A 16,025-nucleotide genomic window follows, 5' to 3' on the forward strand; every position below is an offset into this window, starting at 1 on the left:
GTGCATGTTACATGACAGAATGGATCTTGCAGCTGCCTACCTGGGAGATGATTCGATTTTTCGGGTTGCTCTCGTATTATTTGCTCTTTGCGGGTGTTGTCCTTGGCATTAGCTACAGCTTCCCGGGATGGACTCCTAAGACAAAGGGAAAACTTTACAGGCTACACGGAGCAGTATCGGTTTCCGGTATGTTTATAGGCGTTTTTCATGCTATGCTGCTAGTGATTGATACGTACATGCCTTTTTCGTGGTATGAAATCCTGCTGCCATTTGCCGCTTCGCATTCCCCTGTCGTAAATGGGCTGGGAACGCTTGCGGCATACGGTATGGCAATCATTATTTTGACAACCGATCTGCGAAATAAACTGCACCGAAAAGTATGGCGAGTCATTCATTTTGCCTCTTATCCGACTTTTGTATTGGCGCTTGCTCACGGAATCGGAGGAGGCACGGACACCAAAGAGGGATGGATTTTTTTATCCTACGTCGTCACGTTTGCTGTTGTCTCGATTCTCTTGATTGCCAGAGCCTTTCTAGGAGGGAAGCGCAGCCTTGCACATTCTGCTGGTAGAAGATGATCCTAAGCTGGGTCCATTAATTCAATACAAATTAAGTCAGGACTATCATACAGTCGAATGGGTGGCAGACGCCGAGCTCGCTATGGAGTACCTAAGGCAGACCCACTATGATCTGTACATTTTGGACTGGATGATGCCCAAAAAAAGCGGTCTTGTGCTCTGTGAGGAAATCCGTGCAAGCCATGACTGGACCCCCATTCTGATGCTGACCGCACGAGATGCCATCGATGATCGCGTGACCGGACTTACGCGAGGAGCAGATGATTACCTGGTGAAGCCATTTGCTTTTGAAGAGCTGTTCGCCCGTATTCATGCGCTTTCGAGGCGAATACCTGTAGCTCAGAATCAGGAGCAGAGCTGCGAATACGCGGGAATCAGGCTGTACAGACAGTCACATGAGGTATGGCGAGACGAAAAGCTGCTTAACTTAACCAAAAAAGAGTTCCAACTGCTGGAGTTCTTCCTGCGCCATCCGGAAAAGGTCCTCACGCGGGAGCAAATCATCAATTACGTGTGGGGGCTAGACGCAATGATCACGCCTAATGCTGTCGACGCAGCGATCAAGCTGCTAAGGAAAAAGGTGGACGACGGGTTTGCGCAAAAGCTGATTCATAATGTCAGAGGTGTCGGATATCGTCTCTATGAAGCGGAGGAACACGAGCGTGTTTGAGCAGACGAGGAAACGTTTGACCCTCATGTACAGCGGGATGCTGGCTTTGATATTGCTGGTGGTGTTTGTCGGTTTCTATTGGACGCTCTTTGCGATCATGCTTCGCAATGAGCAGGCACAGCTGGAAGCAATCGGAGAAAAAGCCATTCATGAGTGGAAGGAATCGAGGGAGAGAAAGCTCCTTCCCCAGAGCTCGGAGGAAGAGGGGCTTATCGTTGAGAGGAGGATGGACTTCGATTTCCTGCAGCCTAACCAGCTATTCATGCTCGTGACAAAAGAGCAGCAGCTTTTCAAACTGAATGCTGAGCATGACAGCCAGCTAGCATCGGCTATTCAAAAAGCGATTTTGGAACATGAGCCAACCGCTGGGAGGATCGCGCATATCTCCGTAACAGCTGCGGGAGAAAATAAAATCTTTGCCGTCTACCGGCCCTTCTTCGCGGAAGACGACGCCCAGCTCTATCTTGCAGAAGACGTTTCCCGCATGGAGCAGCTTCTGCATCAAATGAGATGGACGTTGATTGTAACCGGAATTCTTTTGCTGGGGGGAGCGGCGCTGGTCGGCTACTGGTTTTCAGGACGTGCGATGATTCCGATCAATCAGTCCTATAAAAGGCAAATAGATTTCACAACGGATGCTTCGCACGAATTGCGCACACCGCTGAGTGTCATTTTGTCATCCGCCGAAATTTTGCAGGAAAAAAAGGAGTCGCTGCCGGCCTTTCACCAAACGGTGCTGCAAAGCATGTTGGACGAGATTCACCGAATGCGCAGGCTCGCGGATGATCTTCTGACATTGGCCAGAAGTGATGTCGAGGCCAATCAAAAACGCCATTTCCAAAAAGTGGGATTGTACGGACTGATTCGCGAGGTGGCCGAACGGATGCAAATCAAGGCATCTGCGAAAAAGGTAAAGATCGTTAATCGAGCCGCTCTCGAAGGAGTCTACCTAATGGGAGACGGAGATTCCATCCGTCAGCTGTTCTACATTTTGCTCGATAACGCCGTAAAGTACAGCGAAGAGGGGAGCGAGGTAGTCGTAGACGCGGTACTGGATGGGACAAACCGGGTAGTATGCTCGGTTCGCGACTACGGCAACGGCATTCCCAAGGAAGATTTGCCGTACGTATTCGAGCGTTTCTACCGCGCGGACAAGGCGCGTTCGAGGGAAGTGGAAGGGACCGGACTCGGACTATCGATTGCAGCCCAAATTGTAAAAATGCACAAAGGACAAATCAGCGTTAGCAGTTCCAAAGAACAAGGAACCCTGTTTAGTGTTGTCCTTCCAATCCTATCGAGTTAGCCAAGAGGTGATTTTGATCATGACACGCCAAGCAAAACAGTATTGGATCTCAAATAAGACAGAACGAACCTTGGTATACACAGCCCTCGTACTGGCTATTTTCATCGTGTTTTGGGGAAGCTGGCAGCTCTATCAGTATCCAGGAGACACCACTCACACGCGGGCGTTTAAATCGGTCTTTAAGGATTACGGTTCAATGGCAAGGCTTGCGCTCTTCGTCGTTCTCGCCCATTACGCAATCCTGTTTCTGTTTGAGAAGGGTCTAGTGGACCGGTGGAACCAAGTGAAGCAATGGCTGGTAAAAGCAAAGCGCCTGGCTCGCCGCTGGCATACGCCTGCCGCCCTGGTGGCACTGTCGTTAATCGTTTTGCATGTTGTCGGAGCCTTTCTGTACGGAATTGAGCTTAATTTTGAGAATGTGAGCGGAATTCTTGCCGTCTGTGTGCTGATTCCCGTTCCAATATCTGGGCTTTTGAGGTACCGGAAGCTGGACAAGAAGTGGCATATGCGTTCAGGAATTGCGTTTGCCGTTCTTTTTTTCCTACATGCTTTTCTATAAATGATATAGGTAGAGTTTAAAACGGAGCGAAAGCGGCAAGAAGGCCAGACTATCGCTCCGTTTTGGTTTGCGCAATTGTCTTTACAGATTCATCATGCTGCGAAACAACTTCGTCTTCCCTCTGCTGACGGGAATTTCGGTCTGGCTGTTGTCGTTCATCTTGATCAAATACGTGTTGTTGAACCAGGGAATGATTTCTTTGATCTGACGCAGATTCAAAATATAGTTTCGGTGACTTCTGAAAAAATGACCAGAGCGGTTTAAAATAACTTCGAGTTCATTTAAGGAACGGTCCCATTTTTCGACGGTGTCCTTCGTCGCAATAAACAAGTCTCGCTCCCGGACAAAGGCGAAATAAATGCTGCTGACAGGGACTGGGATGATCTTGTTGTTTTTGCGGATACAGACCTGCTCGTCCAGAATTGCACCCAGCCCAGCATGGTCACCCGATGTGGGCGTGCGCTCGTATCCGTCCGGTTTATGCAAAAGGCTCTTCACTTTTTTGATCGCATCATCCAGCTGCGACTCCAAGATCGGTTTGGTGAGATAGCCAACAGCAGGAGTCGAAAAGGCTTCCAGTGCGTGCTCATGAAACGCGGTCGAAAAAACGATGAGCGGTGGCCGCGACAGCTGACTCAACTTTTGAGCAAATTCCAGGCCGCTCATCCCGGGCATTTGAATATCGAGAAAGAGAAGGTCAGGCTCCGAATTGACAATATGGGGAAGGGCATCAATCGGATTGTAATGGATGGAAATCACATCGATATCGATATACTTTTTCAGCAAATATTCCAATTCGGAACAAATAGCAGGCTCGTCATCGATAATCATCGTTTTCAAGAACATACGGATGCACATCCTTTCAAGAAGCAGTTAACGGGGCGGCAAAAGAAACGATCGTTCCGTCGCCAGGCGTGCTCTGGATTTGCAGACCGTACTCTTTTCCATAGATGGATTGCAGCCGCTGATGAACATTGGACAAGCCGATTCCCCGCGATTGATGATTCCAAATCTCAGCCAGGCGCTCTTCGCTGATTCCCACCCCGTTGTCTTCGATGCTGATTTTTACGTCATGACCGGACTCCTCTACACGTATCGTGAGGACGCAGTCGCTGATTTTGGGGAACAGGCCGTGGTGAATGGCGTTCTCGATGATTGGCTGCAGCGTCAGGATCGGCAGCCTTCGATCGAGTAGGGCTTCATCTATTTCCATGTTCACCTTCAGGCGGTTGGCGAATCGGACCTTCTCGATTTCCAGATAAGACGTAATCCCGTCCAGCTCTTCCTGCAAGCTGTGATAATTGCCTTTGCTTTTCAGATTGCGCCGGAAGATGTCGCTCAAATTGCCGATCAAGCTTCTCGCCTGTTCAGGGTTTGTCCGACAATAAGAGCTGATCGTGCCCAGCGTATTAAACAAAAAATGCGGGTTGATTTGCGCCTGCAGGGCATTTACCTCCGCTTGCTGCCGCATCTTGGACTGATGCTCGATTTCGGCCAGCTCGATTTGGACGGACAAGAGATTGGCCAAGCCGTCCAGCAATTTCTGGCTGGTCTGGGACGATTGGAAGGAAGCGCTTTTCAAGTAAAATTGCAGTGTCCCAATCGGTTGATTTTGATGGTACAAAGGCGCGGCGATCACCGACTTTAGACGAAGCGAGCGGGGAGTGGATGGATTTTTGTCCAGGCACACCAATGCATTTTGCGTCAAAACAGATTCCGCTACTTGTACGCAAAGCGTCTCTTTTTGCACATAGTTTTCCAAAACGGCGCCTTTCGCGGCCAAAAGCTTCTCCCGGTCTGTAATCGCAACAGCGTCGACCATGGCAATTTCACGGATGATTTCGGCCGTTTTTCCCGCAGAGGAGACAGTAAGTCCTGTCCGCAGGTGCGGCAGAGTCTGACTCGCGATGGACAGCGCCAGATTGGCACCCAAAGCGCCAGACTGGTCCTGCATCATTTTCATATTCAAAAAGATACGCGTGAAGATCAACAGTCCGATAACGGTCACGAGTGTCGTGGGAATAGCGATTTTCATTTCCAGCTCGAGTGCCGCCGAAAACGGTCTTGCGATGAGCAGCACCATCACTTTTTGAATCAGCTCGGCGACCAGGCCGACCAGCACGATATGCTGCCATTTCAAGCGAAACAGATTGATTTTGTTGCTGACCATTCCTCCGAAGACGCCTGCCATAACGGTCGAGATGGCACAGGCGGCAGCGGTAAAGCCCCCGATCGAATAGCGATGAATACCTCCTATGATACCTGCGATCAAGCCGACCACGGGTCCCCCGATCAATCCTCCCACAACCGCTCCGACAATGCGTGTATTCGCGAGAGCATCATTGATGCGGATGCCGTGCTCCGTTCCAATCACAGATAGGAAGCCAAACAGCGTGGAGAGGATCACGATCCGCTTCCAGTCGTTTTTTCCGTACACAATGTTTCGAAAATAATCCAGCTGGCCGATGATGAGGGAGATCACCGCGATCCCGGATATGTTTTCCAGCAGTCTCAGTAGCATGGTGAAAGTCATAATAGCCCCCTTATGGTAAAGAGTAGCTCGATCAGGAATATTAATCAACGCCATTCAAATGGGATTATTGGCAGGTCAGCTGCCGTTTTTGACCACTCGGGACGAGTTGATAGATACCGGGAAAATGATCGATCTAAAATAAGGACAGTTCAGATTATTCGAATCCGTTTCGGGGGAAAATGAAATCCCTTTCAAAGCAAATGATGCCCCTCTTGCACATGCAAAGGTATTGTTTCATTTGCAAGCGGTTTCAATATCTCCGGCGCAGAAGGTTCGAAGCAAACAAGAGGAGGGTACAACAATGGCTCAATTGAGCGAACGCGAAAAGTCACGGCGTATCACAAGCAACATCTTTAAAGGCTCACTCGGAAACCTGATCGAATGGTACGACTGGTATGCCTATGCAGCTTTTGCGGTCTATTTTTCGTCCCAGTTTTTCCCGAAAGGAGACCCGACCAGCCAGCTCTTGAACACAGCAGCAGTATTTGCTATCGGATTTTTGATGCGTCCGATCGGGAGCTTGCTCCTAGGACGCTACGCTGACCGTCACGGCCGCCGTGCAGCGCTGACACTGTCTGTGACCATCATGGCCGGCGGATCTCTGGTCATTGCCTGTACGCCGGGCTACGAAACGATTGGCGTATTTGCTCCTATCATTCTCGTTTTGGCTCGTTTGCTCCAAGGGCTGTCGCTCGGTGGAGAGTATGGAACTTCCGCAACCTATCTGTCCGAGATGGCTGACAAAGGTCGCCGCGGCTTCTACTCCAGCTTCCAGTACGTTACACTGATCAGTGGTCAGCTGGTTGCGCTGGGTGTACAGATTATTTTGCAGCAAATCTTGAGCGAAGATGCTATGCATACATGGGGCTGGCGCATTCCTTTCGTGATCGGAGCCTTGGGGGCATTGGCTGTCCTGTGGCTGCGCCGTAGCATGGACGAGTCCGATCAGTTTGAGAAAATGGGGACGAAAAGCCGGGACAAGGCTGGTACCCTCAAAGAGCTGATGAAGCATCCGAAGGCAGTCATGGCAGTAGTCGGTCTGACTCTCGGGGGAACCATCGCTTTCAACACATACACGACTTATTTGCAAAAATTCATGGTGAATACAGTAGGACTGCCGAAAGAGGAAGTCAGCTGGATTAACTTTGTCGCCTTGCTCGTATTCGTCATCCTGCAGCCGATTGCTGGCGCGCTGTCCGACCGGATTGGCCGACGCCCACTGCTGATTGGCTTCGGGGTTTTGGGAACACTGTTTACCGTTCCACTGTTCCTGCTCATGGAGCAGACCAAAAGCCCGTACATGGCTTTCCTTTTGATGCTGATCGGTCTCATCATCGTCACAGGCTATACATCGATCAACGCGATCGTAAAAGCCGAGCTGTTCCCAACGGAAATCCGCGCACTGGGTGTCGGCTTCCCGTATGGGGTGACCGTAGCGATCTTCGGAGGTACAGCGGAGTTCATCGCACTTTGGTTCAAGAGTATCGGGGTCGAGTCCCTCTTCTACTACTATGTAGCCGCTTGTGTTGCCTTGAGCCTCGTCGTCTACTGGCGCATGGGTGAATCCTCGAAGACTTCCAAGATCGAGGCTGAGCTCGAAGGCAAGCATACAGCGTAACGTAAGATTCGGAAAGCATTTCGTTCGTCATCAAAACAGTTAGGAACCGCCAGCTTCGTGCACACGCCAACGTGCCGGGCTGGCGGTTTTTCGTTCTGCAACGAAGATTCAGCCAAAAGGCTTGCAGGAGCCAAGTTTTCTCATTGAAGTTCTCCCGGGAGTCGAAGGAAGACCAGCCGCCATGCTTGTGGGCTGGTCTTTTTGCTGTGTCAAACCTGTGACAGAAACTGGATAATATCAGGGTGTTTTCTCCCCACTTTAGGGGATTTCCCCGAATTACTTCTGCCTCTGCCACGGGATAGAATGAAGGCGTAAAGGAACGACGCCATGAAAGGCACAAAGAAAGGAGGAGAGCACGATGGAGACGCAGACAAACAGCCCGGAAAAAAAGAAGGGTCACAAGCAGACGGGCCCGCAGACAGAACAGGAAAATCTCAAGGGTACGTTTGCCGCTGTGCTGATCGTCGGAGGAATCATTCTCCTCAGTTGGTTTGGTGTTTTTGGCCTTTTCCTAGAGCGTGCATAAGAGGGGAAGCGAAGGAGGGTACGTATGCATTTGCATCGGTTTGAAAAAATTTGGTTGATGCTGGGAGCAGGTGGGCTGGCCTTGTTTATCCTGCTGCTGTGCGTGAACGCATTTGCGATGGGGATGGCTCCGCCCAGCAATATGGAAATGATTGATCCGAAGAAGGTAGCAGAGACACCGCCTTTTGATAAACCAGGCTTGAAGCAGGTAGGAGATAAAGAATACGACGCCTACATGACGGCCTTTGCTTTTGGCTTTTCGCCGACCAAAATGGAAGTTCCGGTAGGCTCGACGGTTAATTTTCACGTGACGAGTCCAGATGTGATCCACGGCTTCCAGATTCCTGGTACGAACGTCAATTTCATGGTCATGCCGGGACATATCAACTCGGCGACATACACCTTTGACAAGCCAGGTGAGTACTTGATCATTTGCAACGAATATTGCGGCGCCGGTCATCAGGTGATGGCGACGACGATCATCGTGAAATAGAGCGAGGTGATTTTACATGGTAATCGCACGAAAGGTTGATACAGATAGACTGCCTTCTACTGTTGCCCGTCCGGCAGCACGTCTCGGATTGTCGTATATCTGGGTGGCGTACATTGCCTTTGGGCTTGCAGCGATTGCTGGTATGGTGCAGGGCATGGTGCGCGGCGGGATCATGGAGCTTCCCAGCTGGACGAATTACTATCAGATCTTGACGGCCCACGGTGTGCTGATGGCACTTATTTTTACGACGTTTTTCATCGTTGGCTTTCTTCTGACAGGTGTAGCGCGCACAACTGGAGGTTCGCTTCACAAAACGGCACTCGGGTGGGGCTGGGCTGGCTGGATCCTGATGGTAGTCGGTACGCTGATGGCTGTTGTCACGATCCTGATGAACGAAGCTTCGGTCCTGTACACGTTTTATGCGCCGCTAAAAGCATCTCCGTTCTTCTACATCGGGGCAGCGCTTCTCGTCGTCGGCAGCTGGTTCGCAGGCTTTGCTGTCTTTGCCAGCTATCGCAAATGGAAAAAAGAGAATCCTGGAAAAATCTCTCCACTTTTTGTGTTCATGTCAGTGACGACGTTTGTGATGTGGATTATCGCGACGCTTCCCGTAGCGGTCGAGGTTATTTTTCAGCTAATCCCTTGGTCGCTGGGCATCTCGCCAACGATCAACATCATGCTGAGTCGTACCTTGTTCTGGTTCTTCGGACATCCACTAGTTTACTTCTGGCTGATGCCGGCGTACATCGCATGGTATGTGTGTGTGCCGCGGATTATCGGCGGGCATGTTTTCAGTGACTCGCTCAGCCGTCTCGCGTTTATCCTCTTGCTGCTGTTCTCGATTCCGGTCGGCTTCCACCATCAGCTGATGGAGCCAGGGATCTCGGCTGGCTGGAAAATGATTCACGTGACATTGACGCTGATTGTCGTCATCCCATCGCTCATGACAGCCTTCTCGATGTTTGCGATCTTCGAAACCACGGGACGCAAAAAGGGAGGAATCGGTCTCTTCGGCTGGCTGAAAAAGCTGCCCTGGACAGACGTACGCTTCTTCGCTCCGTTTGTAGGGATGCTCTTCTTTATCCCTGGCGGTGCAGGCGGTATTATCAACGCAAGTAACCAGATCAATGCGGTTGTGCACAATACGATTTGGGTTACCGGGCACTTCCACATCACCGTGGGAGCAGCCGTAGCACTTACATTCTTTGGGGTCAGCTTCTGGCTCATCCCTGTACTGACAGGGCGGACTCTTACGCGCACGGCCAATCGGATGGGGATGGTCCAAACCGTATTCTGGGCAGTAGGGATGTTCCTGATGTCGTTTGCCATGCACACAATGGGTCTCTCGGGAGCTCCACGTCGGACTGACTATACGACCTACATGGATCATCCGACGGCATTGGGCTGGATGGATTATCAACGGGTGATGGCTTTTGGCGGAGGACTGCTGTTTGTGGCAGCGATCCTGCTGATTCTCATCCTCGTGTACCTGACCTTCTACGCACCAAAAGGCTACACCGAGTATCCGATTGGGGAAACGGAAAAAGAGCAGCAGGTACCGCGCTTGCTGGAAAGATGGCCGGTATGGATTGGACTCGTCGCTTTCCTGATCGTGATGGCGTACGGTTATCCGATCATGGAGCAGATTCATCATCAGGCCCCAGGCTCGCCGCCGTTTAAAACGTGGTGATTCAAAAAATAATGGAACTCAAAAATCCACTCGTCTCATAAGAGCGAGTGGATTTTTCGTTGAGCATTTAGTAGTAAAGGGCAGCCAATTCTGTAAAGGCAAGAATCAGATACCCGATGGCAAGCAGCCATAGAGCGAGCAGTCTGAGGTCTTCCTCTTCAAATGGCATGGGACTCCTCCTTTGTCTCTGGTTACTACCAAGGTATTCAAAAGGAGGGGCATTGGTTTAGCTTATGGCAGGTAAATCATCTTTCTCGTCATGCCGCCATCGACGATCAGCTCTGTGCCCGTAATAAAATCGTTGTCCTTCTGGGTCAAAAATAGGCAGGCGCGGGCAATGTCATCGGGTACACCGACACGCCCTGCTGGATGCTGGGCATGATCCTCGGGACGCAGAGCGGAGTAGTCGCCATTTTCGATCCAGCCTGGAGAAATTGCATTGACCCGGATACCGTCAGGACCGAGGGAAACAGCGAGTGCATGCGTCAAGGCGAGAATCCCGCCTTTGGAGGCTGCGTACGCTTCGCTATTGGGCTCAGACATGTGCGCACGCGAAGAGGACAGGTTGACAATGGCTCCTTTGCCCTGTCTTTTCATGATTTTGGCTGCCTCCCGCGAGCCGAGAAAGACGCTGCGCAGGTTGGTGTTGAGGATATGATCCCACGCTTCTACAGGGAGCTCGTAAGGGGATTCCCAAGTGGACAGCCCGGCGTTGTTGATCAGCACGTCCAATCGACCCCAGCGCGCGTCGACCATGTCCATCAGCTGTTCGATTTCGTGTGGCTGGCTGACATCTGTTTGGTGGAACGTGGCAGAACCAGTAGTAGCCGTGGAGGCTTGGATGGCTTGGGCGACAGCCTCTCCAGCTTCTCGGTTTCGTTCGGCGATGATGACATGCGCGCCATTGGCAGCGTACAAGGTGGCTACGGCACGTCCAATCCCGTTTCCGGCACCTGTGACGATGACAATGTTATCCATGAATGTCATGTTATTGTCCTCCTAACAATAGAAAAGTGAGATTGAAAAATATAGTTGCGAAAAATACCTAACTATAATAAAGTAAGTAATGTTCGTATTATGAATCAACTGTGTGAAACAAAAGGAGGCCCTCACATGCAAACAGATCAGAAATTAACAGCCGAACAGGCGATGGAAGCAAGACATAGCGTACGTAAATACGACCCGAATGTAGCGATCCCTCAAGGGGAATTGAACGAAATCCTGCGTCTGGCAGCTAGCGCGCCATCCTCATGGAACCTGCAGCACTGGCGCTTTCTGGTCGTAACCGATCCGGCTATCAAGCAAAAGCTGCTACCAATCGCGTACAACCAGCAGCAAGTCATAGATGCCTATGCTACTATCATCATACTGGGAGATCTGGAAGCAGACAAGGCTGCGACTGTCGTGTACGACCAAGCGCTGGCAAAGGGCCTGGTTTCTCAGCAAGTTCGCGATACGATGATTTCCCAAGTCGAGAATGCGTATAAAAACAATCCGGAAATGGCACGCGATGAAGCGATCCGCAATTCCTCCTACGCTGCTATGCAGTTGATGCTGGCTGCCAAAGCGAAAGGCTATGACACTTGCCCAATGGGAGGCTACGACAAAGCGAAGCTCGTAGAAGCCTTGAACATCCCGTCCCGTTATATCCCATCGCTAATGCTCACCATCGGGAAAGCCGCCGTGCAAGCACATCCAACAGATCGCCTCGGACTGGACCAGCTGGTTATTGAAAACAGTTTCTAAAGCAAGCAAAGGGAGCGCTAACGTTAGCGTTCCCTTTTTCAACGTATAGGAATTTATAAGCGATAGGCTTATGAATTCCGGAGCGCATAAAAACCTACCGCTAAAACGCGATCGCTCCTCTTTGAAAAGTCCTCGAAAGAGGTTTTTTTATGTAAACGAGATTCAACGATCAAACCTGAGCACGACTGAGTCTTGAATTGGCCGATAGCCAATCGCCTGATAGATCCGGTTTGAGGTCGGATTGGCGAGATCGGTGTAAAGGGAGCAGAACTGGTAGCCCGCATCCAAAAGCTGTTGACTGAGTATAGCGACGCATGTGGACGCGTAGCCATTTTTGCGCCTGCTCAGCGGCTTTTTGAGCCTGGACACCGCTGCCAGCAAGGATGAAGTGATGCCCGCTGTTCCATGAAGCTTTGGCCTTTTTCCAGCACATCCACAGCGCGGGTAAAGGTCTGCCATTCCATGCGAATCCCTCCCGATTTGACCGATTCATTTATGCTTTCACTAAAAGATAACTGGTAATAAAAGGAGTGTCTAGAGGGTAGCACGCAAGCAAGCCCCATTTTCTACCATACGTGTAAATACGCATTCGCAACGCTAGGTCGCTGGTCATTCCGGGTTGGAAAAATCGCCTGATTACCTTCTCCGTCCGCTTGGCGCCGCGCAAGCTTGTGACTGCGATCGCGCGTCGGGTACAGAGCAAGGTGTAGGCAGGGATAGTCGCGGCTCTTCCTACCCTTTTGTCGCTATGTTTATGGTCTTGGCTGCTGGGAGCTCGACTGTGATCGTAGTTCCTTCTCCGAGCGTGCTGTTGACGTACAACCGCCCACGATGCAGCTCGACGATTTCCTTGCAGATGGCTAGTCCCAGTCCACTTCCGGACTGCTTGGATCGACCCTTGTAAAACTTCCCGGTAATATGAGGGAGGTCGTCTGCATCGATGCCCTCGCCGGTATCCCCAACGGAGATCATCAGTCTGCCGCCGGTTTCCGTGGCGGTAACCGTGATGATGCCGTCGCGGGGGGTAAATTTGAAGGCGTTGTCGAGCAAATTGACAAACACCTGCTTGAGACGGTTGAAATCGCCCATGATCGCGAGGGGAGCAGGGGGAATCTCCAGCTGGAGCGCTACCTGTTTTTCCTGGGAGCGAATCGCGAATTGCAGGTGAACGTCGTCTAATACCTCCCGCAGATCCATGCGCTCCAATGACAGCTTCATTTCCCCAGATTGAAACTTGGAGAAGTCGAGCAGCTCCTCCACGATTCCGATCAGGCGGTCCGTTTCCTTGGAGATGACCTCCAGCCCGAGCATCGTCTCTTCAGGCTCCTCCAGCCCTCCCGAGATCAGCGTTTCGCCCCAGCCTTTGATGGACGTCAGCGGGGTGCGCAGCTCATGGGAAACGGAGGAGATAAAGTCGTTTTTCAGCTTTTCATTTTTCCCGATCTCCGCTGCCATGTAGTTAAATGTCTCAGCGAGCGTGCCTACCTCATCGTCGTAGCGTTTGGCGGCACGAGCCGAGTAGTTTCCTTTTGCCATTTGGATCGCGGCTTTGGTCAGGTCCTCGATCGGGTCCACGATACGCTTGGCGATGATCAGGCTGAGGGCAAAGGCAAAGAACACCACGCCCGCTCCGACACCCGCTCCGTACAAAGCAATCTGGTTGACGGCGTGATATAGCGGCTCGGCTGAAATCGTATAGCGCAGGACCCCGGCATATTCCCCTTGGAAGGTAAGCGGCGTGGACACTGCGATGACGCGTTCGCGAGTCTGCGGGCTTTTCCCCACATGAATCCCTGTCAAGCCCCTCAGAGCATCGGAAACATCAGGTGTATCAATGATTTCTCCTGTTTGAAAACCATATGAATTCAAAATGACCTTTCCACTTACATCGAGCACTTCGATTTTTGCGTACTCTTCGTTCGAGGCGTTCTCCAAAATGTAGCGCGCCTTGTCTTTGAGGCGATAGCCGGTAGCGTACTTGTTGATAAAATTGGTATAAGTCGTGGAGCGGGTCACCAACGCTTCGGTAGCTGTGCCGAAGTAGTAGGTGTGCACGGCCCAATAAAACAACCCTTCCAGCACCAGAACGATCAAGAGCAGGATCAGGCCGAAATAAACAATCAGCCGGGTCCTAATTCCCTTCATCGGTAACGTCCTTTCGCCATAGGTAGCCATAGCCCCATACCGTCTCCAGGAAGGCGGGGTGGGCGGGATCGTATTCGATTTTTTGGCGGATGCGGCGAATGTTGACATCGACGATTTTCAAGTCGCCGACGAAGAATTGACCCCATACGGCAGTCAGAATTTCGTCGCGGCTGATCGCTTTGTTCGCATTCTCCGCCAGCAGCTTGATAATCGCAAACTCTTTGGGGGTCAGGACGATTTCCTGATCCTTTTTGATCAGCTTCCGTTCATCCAAAAGCAACGTAAAGGGATGAATGTCGATTTCATTTTTTTCAACAGGAGCCTCGATAGGGGTTAGCCGGCGGTGCAGCGCTTTTACACGCGCCAACAGCTCTGCCGGACTGAACGGCTTGCTTACGTAGTCGTCGGCCCCGAATTCCAAGCCCATTACTTTATCGAGCTCCTGGCTTTTCGCGGTCAGCATGATGATCCCGAGGCGAGGATATTTTTTTCGCAGCAGACCGCATACCTCGAAGCCGTCCATGCCCGGCAGCATGACATCCAGGATCGCGATCTCCAAATTCTGTTGGCTGTCCGCAAGCTCCAGTGCTTCTTCCCCAGTCGTTGCCTCCACGACTTCAAAGCCTTCCCGCTTCAGGTTGATGCGGACAAAATCGCGAATGGACTTTTCATCTTCCAGCAGCAGCACTTTCATCGTGTTCGCTCCTTTCCTGTATAGCTTGTGACGATTGTCGCTCCTCGATTAAAGGGGAATCCGCAACGGGCGGTAAAGCTGACGGATCTCATCCTGTGTCAGTAGCATCGCCTTGTACTTCTGCAAGGAGGCGGAGTCCAGATCTGGCGTTCCCTGAGGGGAAATCGCTACGAGTACCTGCTTTCCCTCTTCTTTCAGTAAGACATAAGGAGCATGCTTTTGTTTGAGCTGGTCCTCGACCTGGCTCCAGGACTTTTGCGGGATCGTATGCAGAGCAAGCAGCTCCGCTTTTGCCTTCGTTTCCTCGTCAAAATAGAGCAGGTGAATGATGGGAGAATCGGACTCTTGCCCGATTTCGATCGTATATCGATCGCCCCATTTTTTTGGAATGCGAAAATCGATGGCATTTCCGTAATTTTGGTAATGGTCTTCGACGTGAGTCAAGCCAAAAGCCCCATCCCAACGGTAATAAGACGATATCCACGGGATGGCCACCATAGGCAGATCGTCCGTGCCTTTTGGCTGCGTACTTACGCCGATCTCGATGATTCCATCGCCATTGATGTCCTCGCTGTACAACGGATAGGGCTTGAACGTCAAATCCATCTGTCCCTCGACTTTTGCCAGCGGATTGCGCAGCTGCCCGTTCTCCAGCAGCAAGAGATCGGTCGAAGCCGAATGCGCACCAAGCCCTGCTTCCACGAACAATCCGTTCTGCTTCTCGGAGGCTTTCCCGATCAATGCCTGTTCATAGCCATTTACCCCGCCATCGAGGGCGAGCTCTGCGATCTTGTCGAGTTTGTCATGGGACACCCCGTAGATTTGCGCCTGGGAAGTCAGATTGTTGTGGTCATGGATCACGAGAGCGAGCTCCGCCTGATCGTCTCCCGTCAAATCGCCAACGGCCAAGACGGAATACGTCTGCTTCAACAGCTCCTTCAGGTTCCCTTCTGCGAGGGAGAAGACAGAAAGCTCTTTGTTCAGATCGTCACCTCCGCCAAAACCGATCAGCATTTCAGGGATGTGGTCTCCCGTCATGTCCAAAAATTGAACGTAATCAAGCTCGCTCCCAATGCCTGTATAGGTGGCTACCTTTGACCAGCTGCCTTGCTTTTGGGAGAGGATCAATACGCCGATTTCATAGTCGGTTTTTTCCGACTTGTAAAAGGCAGTGACCTCTGGGGAGCCATCTCCGTTCAAATCCTGCAGCGAAACGGCACTAGACTCGTCAGGATGCAGGGGTACAGTCAATTGAGAGCCGGGCGGCAAAAACTGCATTACCGCCTGATTGATCGATTGCTGGTCACCATCTGCGGAAGGTGCCCGCATCAATTCGTTAGGCGTATCGGTTAGACCGCATCCACTCAGAAGTGTGTAGGTGATTGTGGCAGCGTATAGCCATGCCTTTTTCATGAGGAAGATTCCTTTCTGCTCTTAGGTCGATTGACTCTATTGTAGCCTGACAGACTCA

The 16,025-nt window shown here is 51.3% G+C and carries 16 protein-coding genes; 9 read left to right on the plus strand and 7 right to left on the minus strand.

The features are described from left to right. Positions 1-11 precede the first annotated feature (11 nt). From EDM55_RS08400 to EDM55_RS08415, 4 genes are read left to right on the plus strand one after another with little or no spacing between them, the layout of a single operon-like run. Positions 12-578: a ferric reductase-like transmembrane domain-containing protein gene (locus EDM55_RS08400; RefSeq protein ID WP_092271052.1), complete on the plus strand. Its 567-nt coding sequence runs from the start codon at positions 12-14 to the stop codon at positions 576-578. Further along, on the plus strand, positions 553-1,248 hold the full coding sequence (locus EDM55_RS08405) for a response regulator transcription factor (RefSeq protein ID WP_092270636.1): 696 nt from the start codon (positions 553-555) through the stop codon (positions 1,246-1,248). The genes EDM55_RS08400 and EDM55_RS08405 overlap by 26 nt, the downstream gene beginning before the upstream one ends. Then, positions 1,241-2,551, plus strand: coding sequence for a sensor histidine kinase (locus EDM55_RS08410; RefSeq protein ID WP_170184349.1), 1,311 nt, complete (start codon positions 1,241-1,243; stop codon positions 2,549-2,551). Before EDM55_RS08405 ends, EDM55_RS08410 begins: the two co-directional genes overlap by 8 nt. Positions 2,552-2,570: 19 nt before the next feature. Continuing rightward, positions 2,571-3,110 (plus strand): hypothetical protein, encoded by a 540-nt coding sequence (locus tag EDM55_RS08415; RefSeq protein WP_122960078.1) that lies wholly within the window; start codon positions 2,571-2,573, stop codon positions 3,108-3,110. 81 nt (positions 3,111-3,191) lie between these two features. Here EDM55_RS08415 and EDM55_RS08420 read toward each other — a convergent pair whose 3' ends face one another. Together EDM55_RS08420 and EDM55_RS08425 are read right to left on the minus strand one after the other, a co-directional pair. Beyond that, positions 3,192-3,956: a LytR/AlgR family response regulator transcription factor gene (locus EDM55_RS08420; protein WP_122960079.1), complete on the minus strand. Its 765-nt coding sequence runs from the start codon at positions 3,954-3,956 to the stop codon at positions 3,192-3,194. Positions 3,957-3,972: 16 nt separating this feature from the next. Continuing rightward, positions 3,973-5,643 carry a LytS/YhcK type 5TM receptor domain-containing protein gene (locus tag EDM55_RS08425; RefSeq protein WP_122960080.1) on the minus strand — a complete coding sequence of 557 codons (1,671 nt, stop codon included), beginning with the start codon at positions 5,641-5,643 and terminating at the stop codon, positions 3,973-3,975. A 301-nt stretch (positions 5,644-5,944) separates the two neighbouring features. Here EDM55_RS08425 and EDM55_RS08430 point away from each other — a divergent pair, with 301 nt between their 5' ends. From EDM55_RS08430 to EDM55_RS08445, 4 genes are all read left to right on the plus strand, one after another. Continuing rightward, the gene (locus tag EDM55_RS08430) at positions 5,945-7,261 is read left to right on the plus strand and encodes an MFS transporter (RefSeq protein ID WP_122960081.1); all 1,317 of its coding nucleotides are present in this window, start codon (positions 5,945-5,947) and stop codon (positions 7,259-7,261) included. Positions 7,262-7,619: 358 nt separating this feature from the next. Continuing rightward, positions 7,620-7,787, plus strand: a complete 168-nt coding sequence (locus EDM55_RS08435) for a cytochrome c oxidase subunit 2A (RefSeq protein WP_092270656.1) — start codon at positions 7,620-7,622, stop codon at positions 7,785-7,787. Positions 7,788-7,811: 24 nt separating this feature from the next. Next, complete coding sequence (locus EDM55_RS08440; protein ID WP_122925645.1) at positions 7,812-8,279, plus strand: cytochrome c oxidase subunit II; 468 nt, start codon at positions 7,812-7,814, stop codon at positions 8,277-8,279. A 16-nt stretch (positions 8,280-8,295) separates the two neighbouring features. Then, positions 8,296-9,969, plus strand: a complete 1,674-nt coding sequence (locus EDM55_RS08445; protein ID WP_122960082.1) for a b(o/a)3-type cytochrome-c oxidase subunit 1 — start codon at positions 8,296-8,298, stop codon at positions 9,967-9,969. 231 nt (positions 9,970-10,200) lie between these two features. Here EDM55_RS08445 and EDM55_RS08450 read toward each other — a convergent pair whose 3' ends face one another. After that, complete coding sequence (locus EDM55_RS08450; protein WP_122960083.1) at positions 10,201-10,956, minus strand: SDR family NAD(P)-dependent oxidoreductase; 756 nt, start codon at positions 10,954-10,956, stop codon at positions 10,201-10,203. 126 nt (positions 10,957-11,082) lie between these two features. Between EDM55_RS08450 and EDM55_RS08455 the strand changes: the two genes are divergently transcribed. Next, a complete protein-coding gene (locus tag EDM55_RS08455; protein ID WP_092270668.1) occupies positions 11,083-11,715 on the plus strand; it encodes a nitroreductase family protein in 633 nt (210 codons plus the stop codon). Positions 11,716-11,877: 162 nt separating this feature from the next. On the opposite strand, the gene EDM55_RS31405 is transcribed toward EDM55_RS08455, so the two are convergent. The 4 genes from EDM55_RS31405 to EDM55_RS08475 all read right to left on the minus strand — a co-directional run bounded on the left by EDM55_RS31405 (position 11,878) and on the right by EDM55_RS08475 (position 15,967). Beyond that, positions 11,878-12,174: a GNAT family N-acetyltransferase gene (locus EDM55_RS31405; RefSeq protein ID WP_122960084.1), complete on the minus strand. Its 297-nt coding sequence runs from the start codon at positions 12,172-12,174 to the stop codon at positions 11,878-11,880. Positions 12,175-12,447: 273 nt separating this feature from the next. Next, a complete protein-coding gene (locus tag EDM55_RS08465; protein ID WP_092270671.1) occupies positions 12,448-13,860 on the minus strand; it encodes an ATP-binding protein in 1,413 nt (470 codons plus the stop codon). Then, the gene (locus EDM55_RS08470; protein WP_122960085.1) at positions 13,847-14,554 is read right to left on the minus strand and encodes a response regulator transcription factor; all 708 of its coding nucleotides are present in this window, start codon (positions 14,552-14,554) and stop codon (positions 13,847-13,849) included. Before EDM55_RS08470 ends, EDM55_RS08465 begins: the two co-directional genes overlap by 14 nt. 48 nt (positions 14,555-14,602) lie before the next feature. Beyond that, on the minus strand, positions 14,603-15,967 hold the full coding sequence (locus EDM55_RS08475; RefSeq protein ID WP_122960086.1) for a VCBS repeat-containing protein: 1,365 nt from the start codon (positions 15,965-15,967) through the stop codon (positions 14,603-14,605). Positions 15,968-16,025 lie beyond the last annotated feature (58 nt).

Source organism: Brevibacillus centrosporus, from assembly GCF_003710815.1.
GTDB lineage: Bacteria > Bacillota > Bacilli > Brevibacillales > Brevibacillaceae > Brevibacillus > Brevibacillus centrosporus.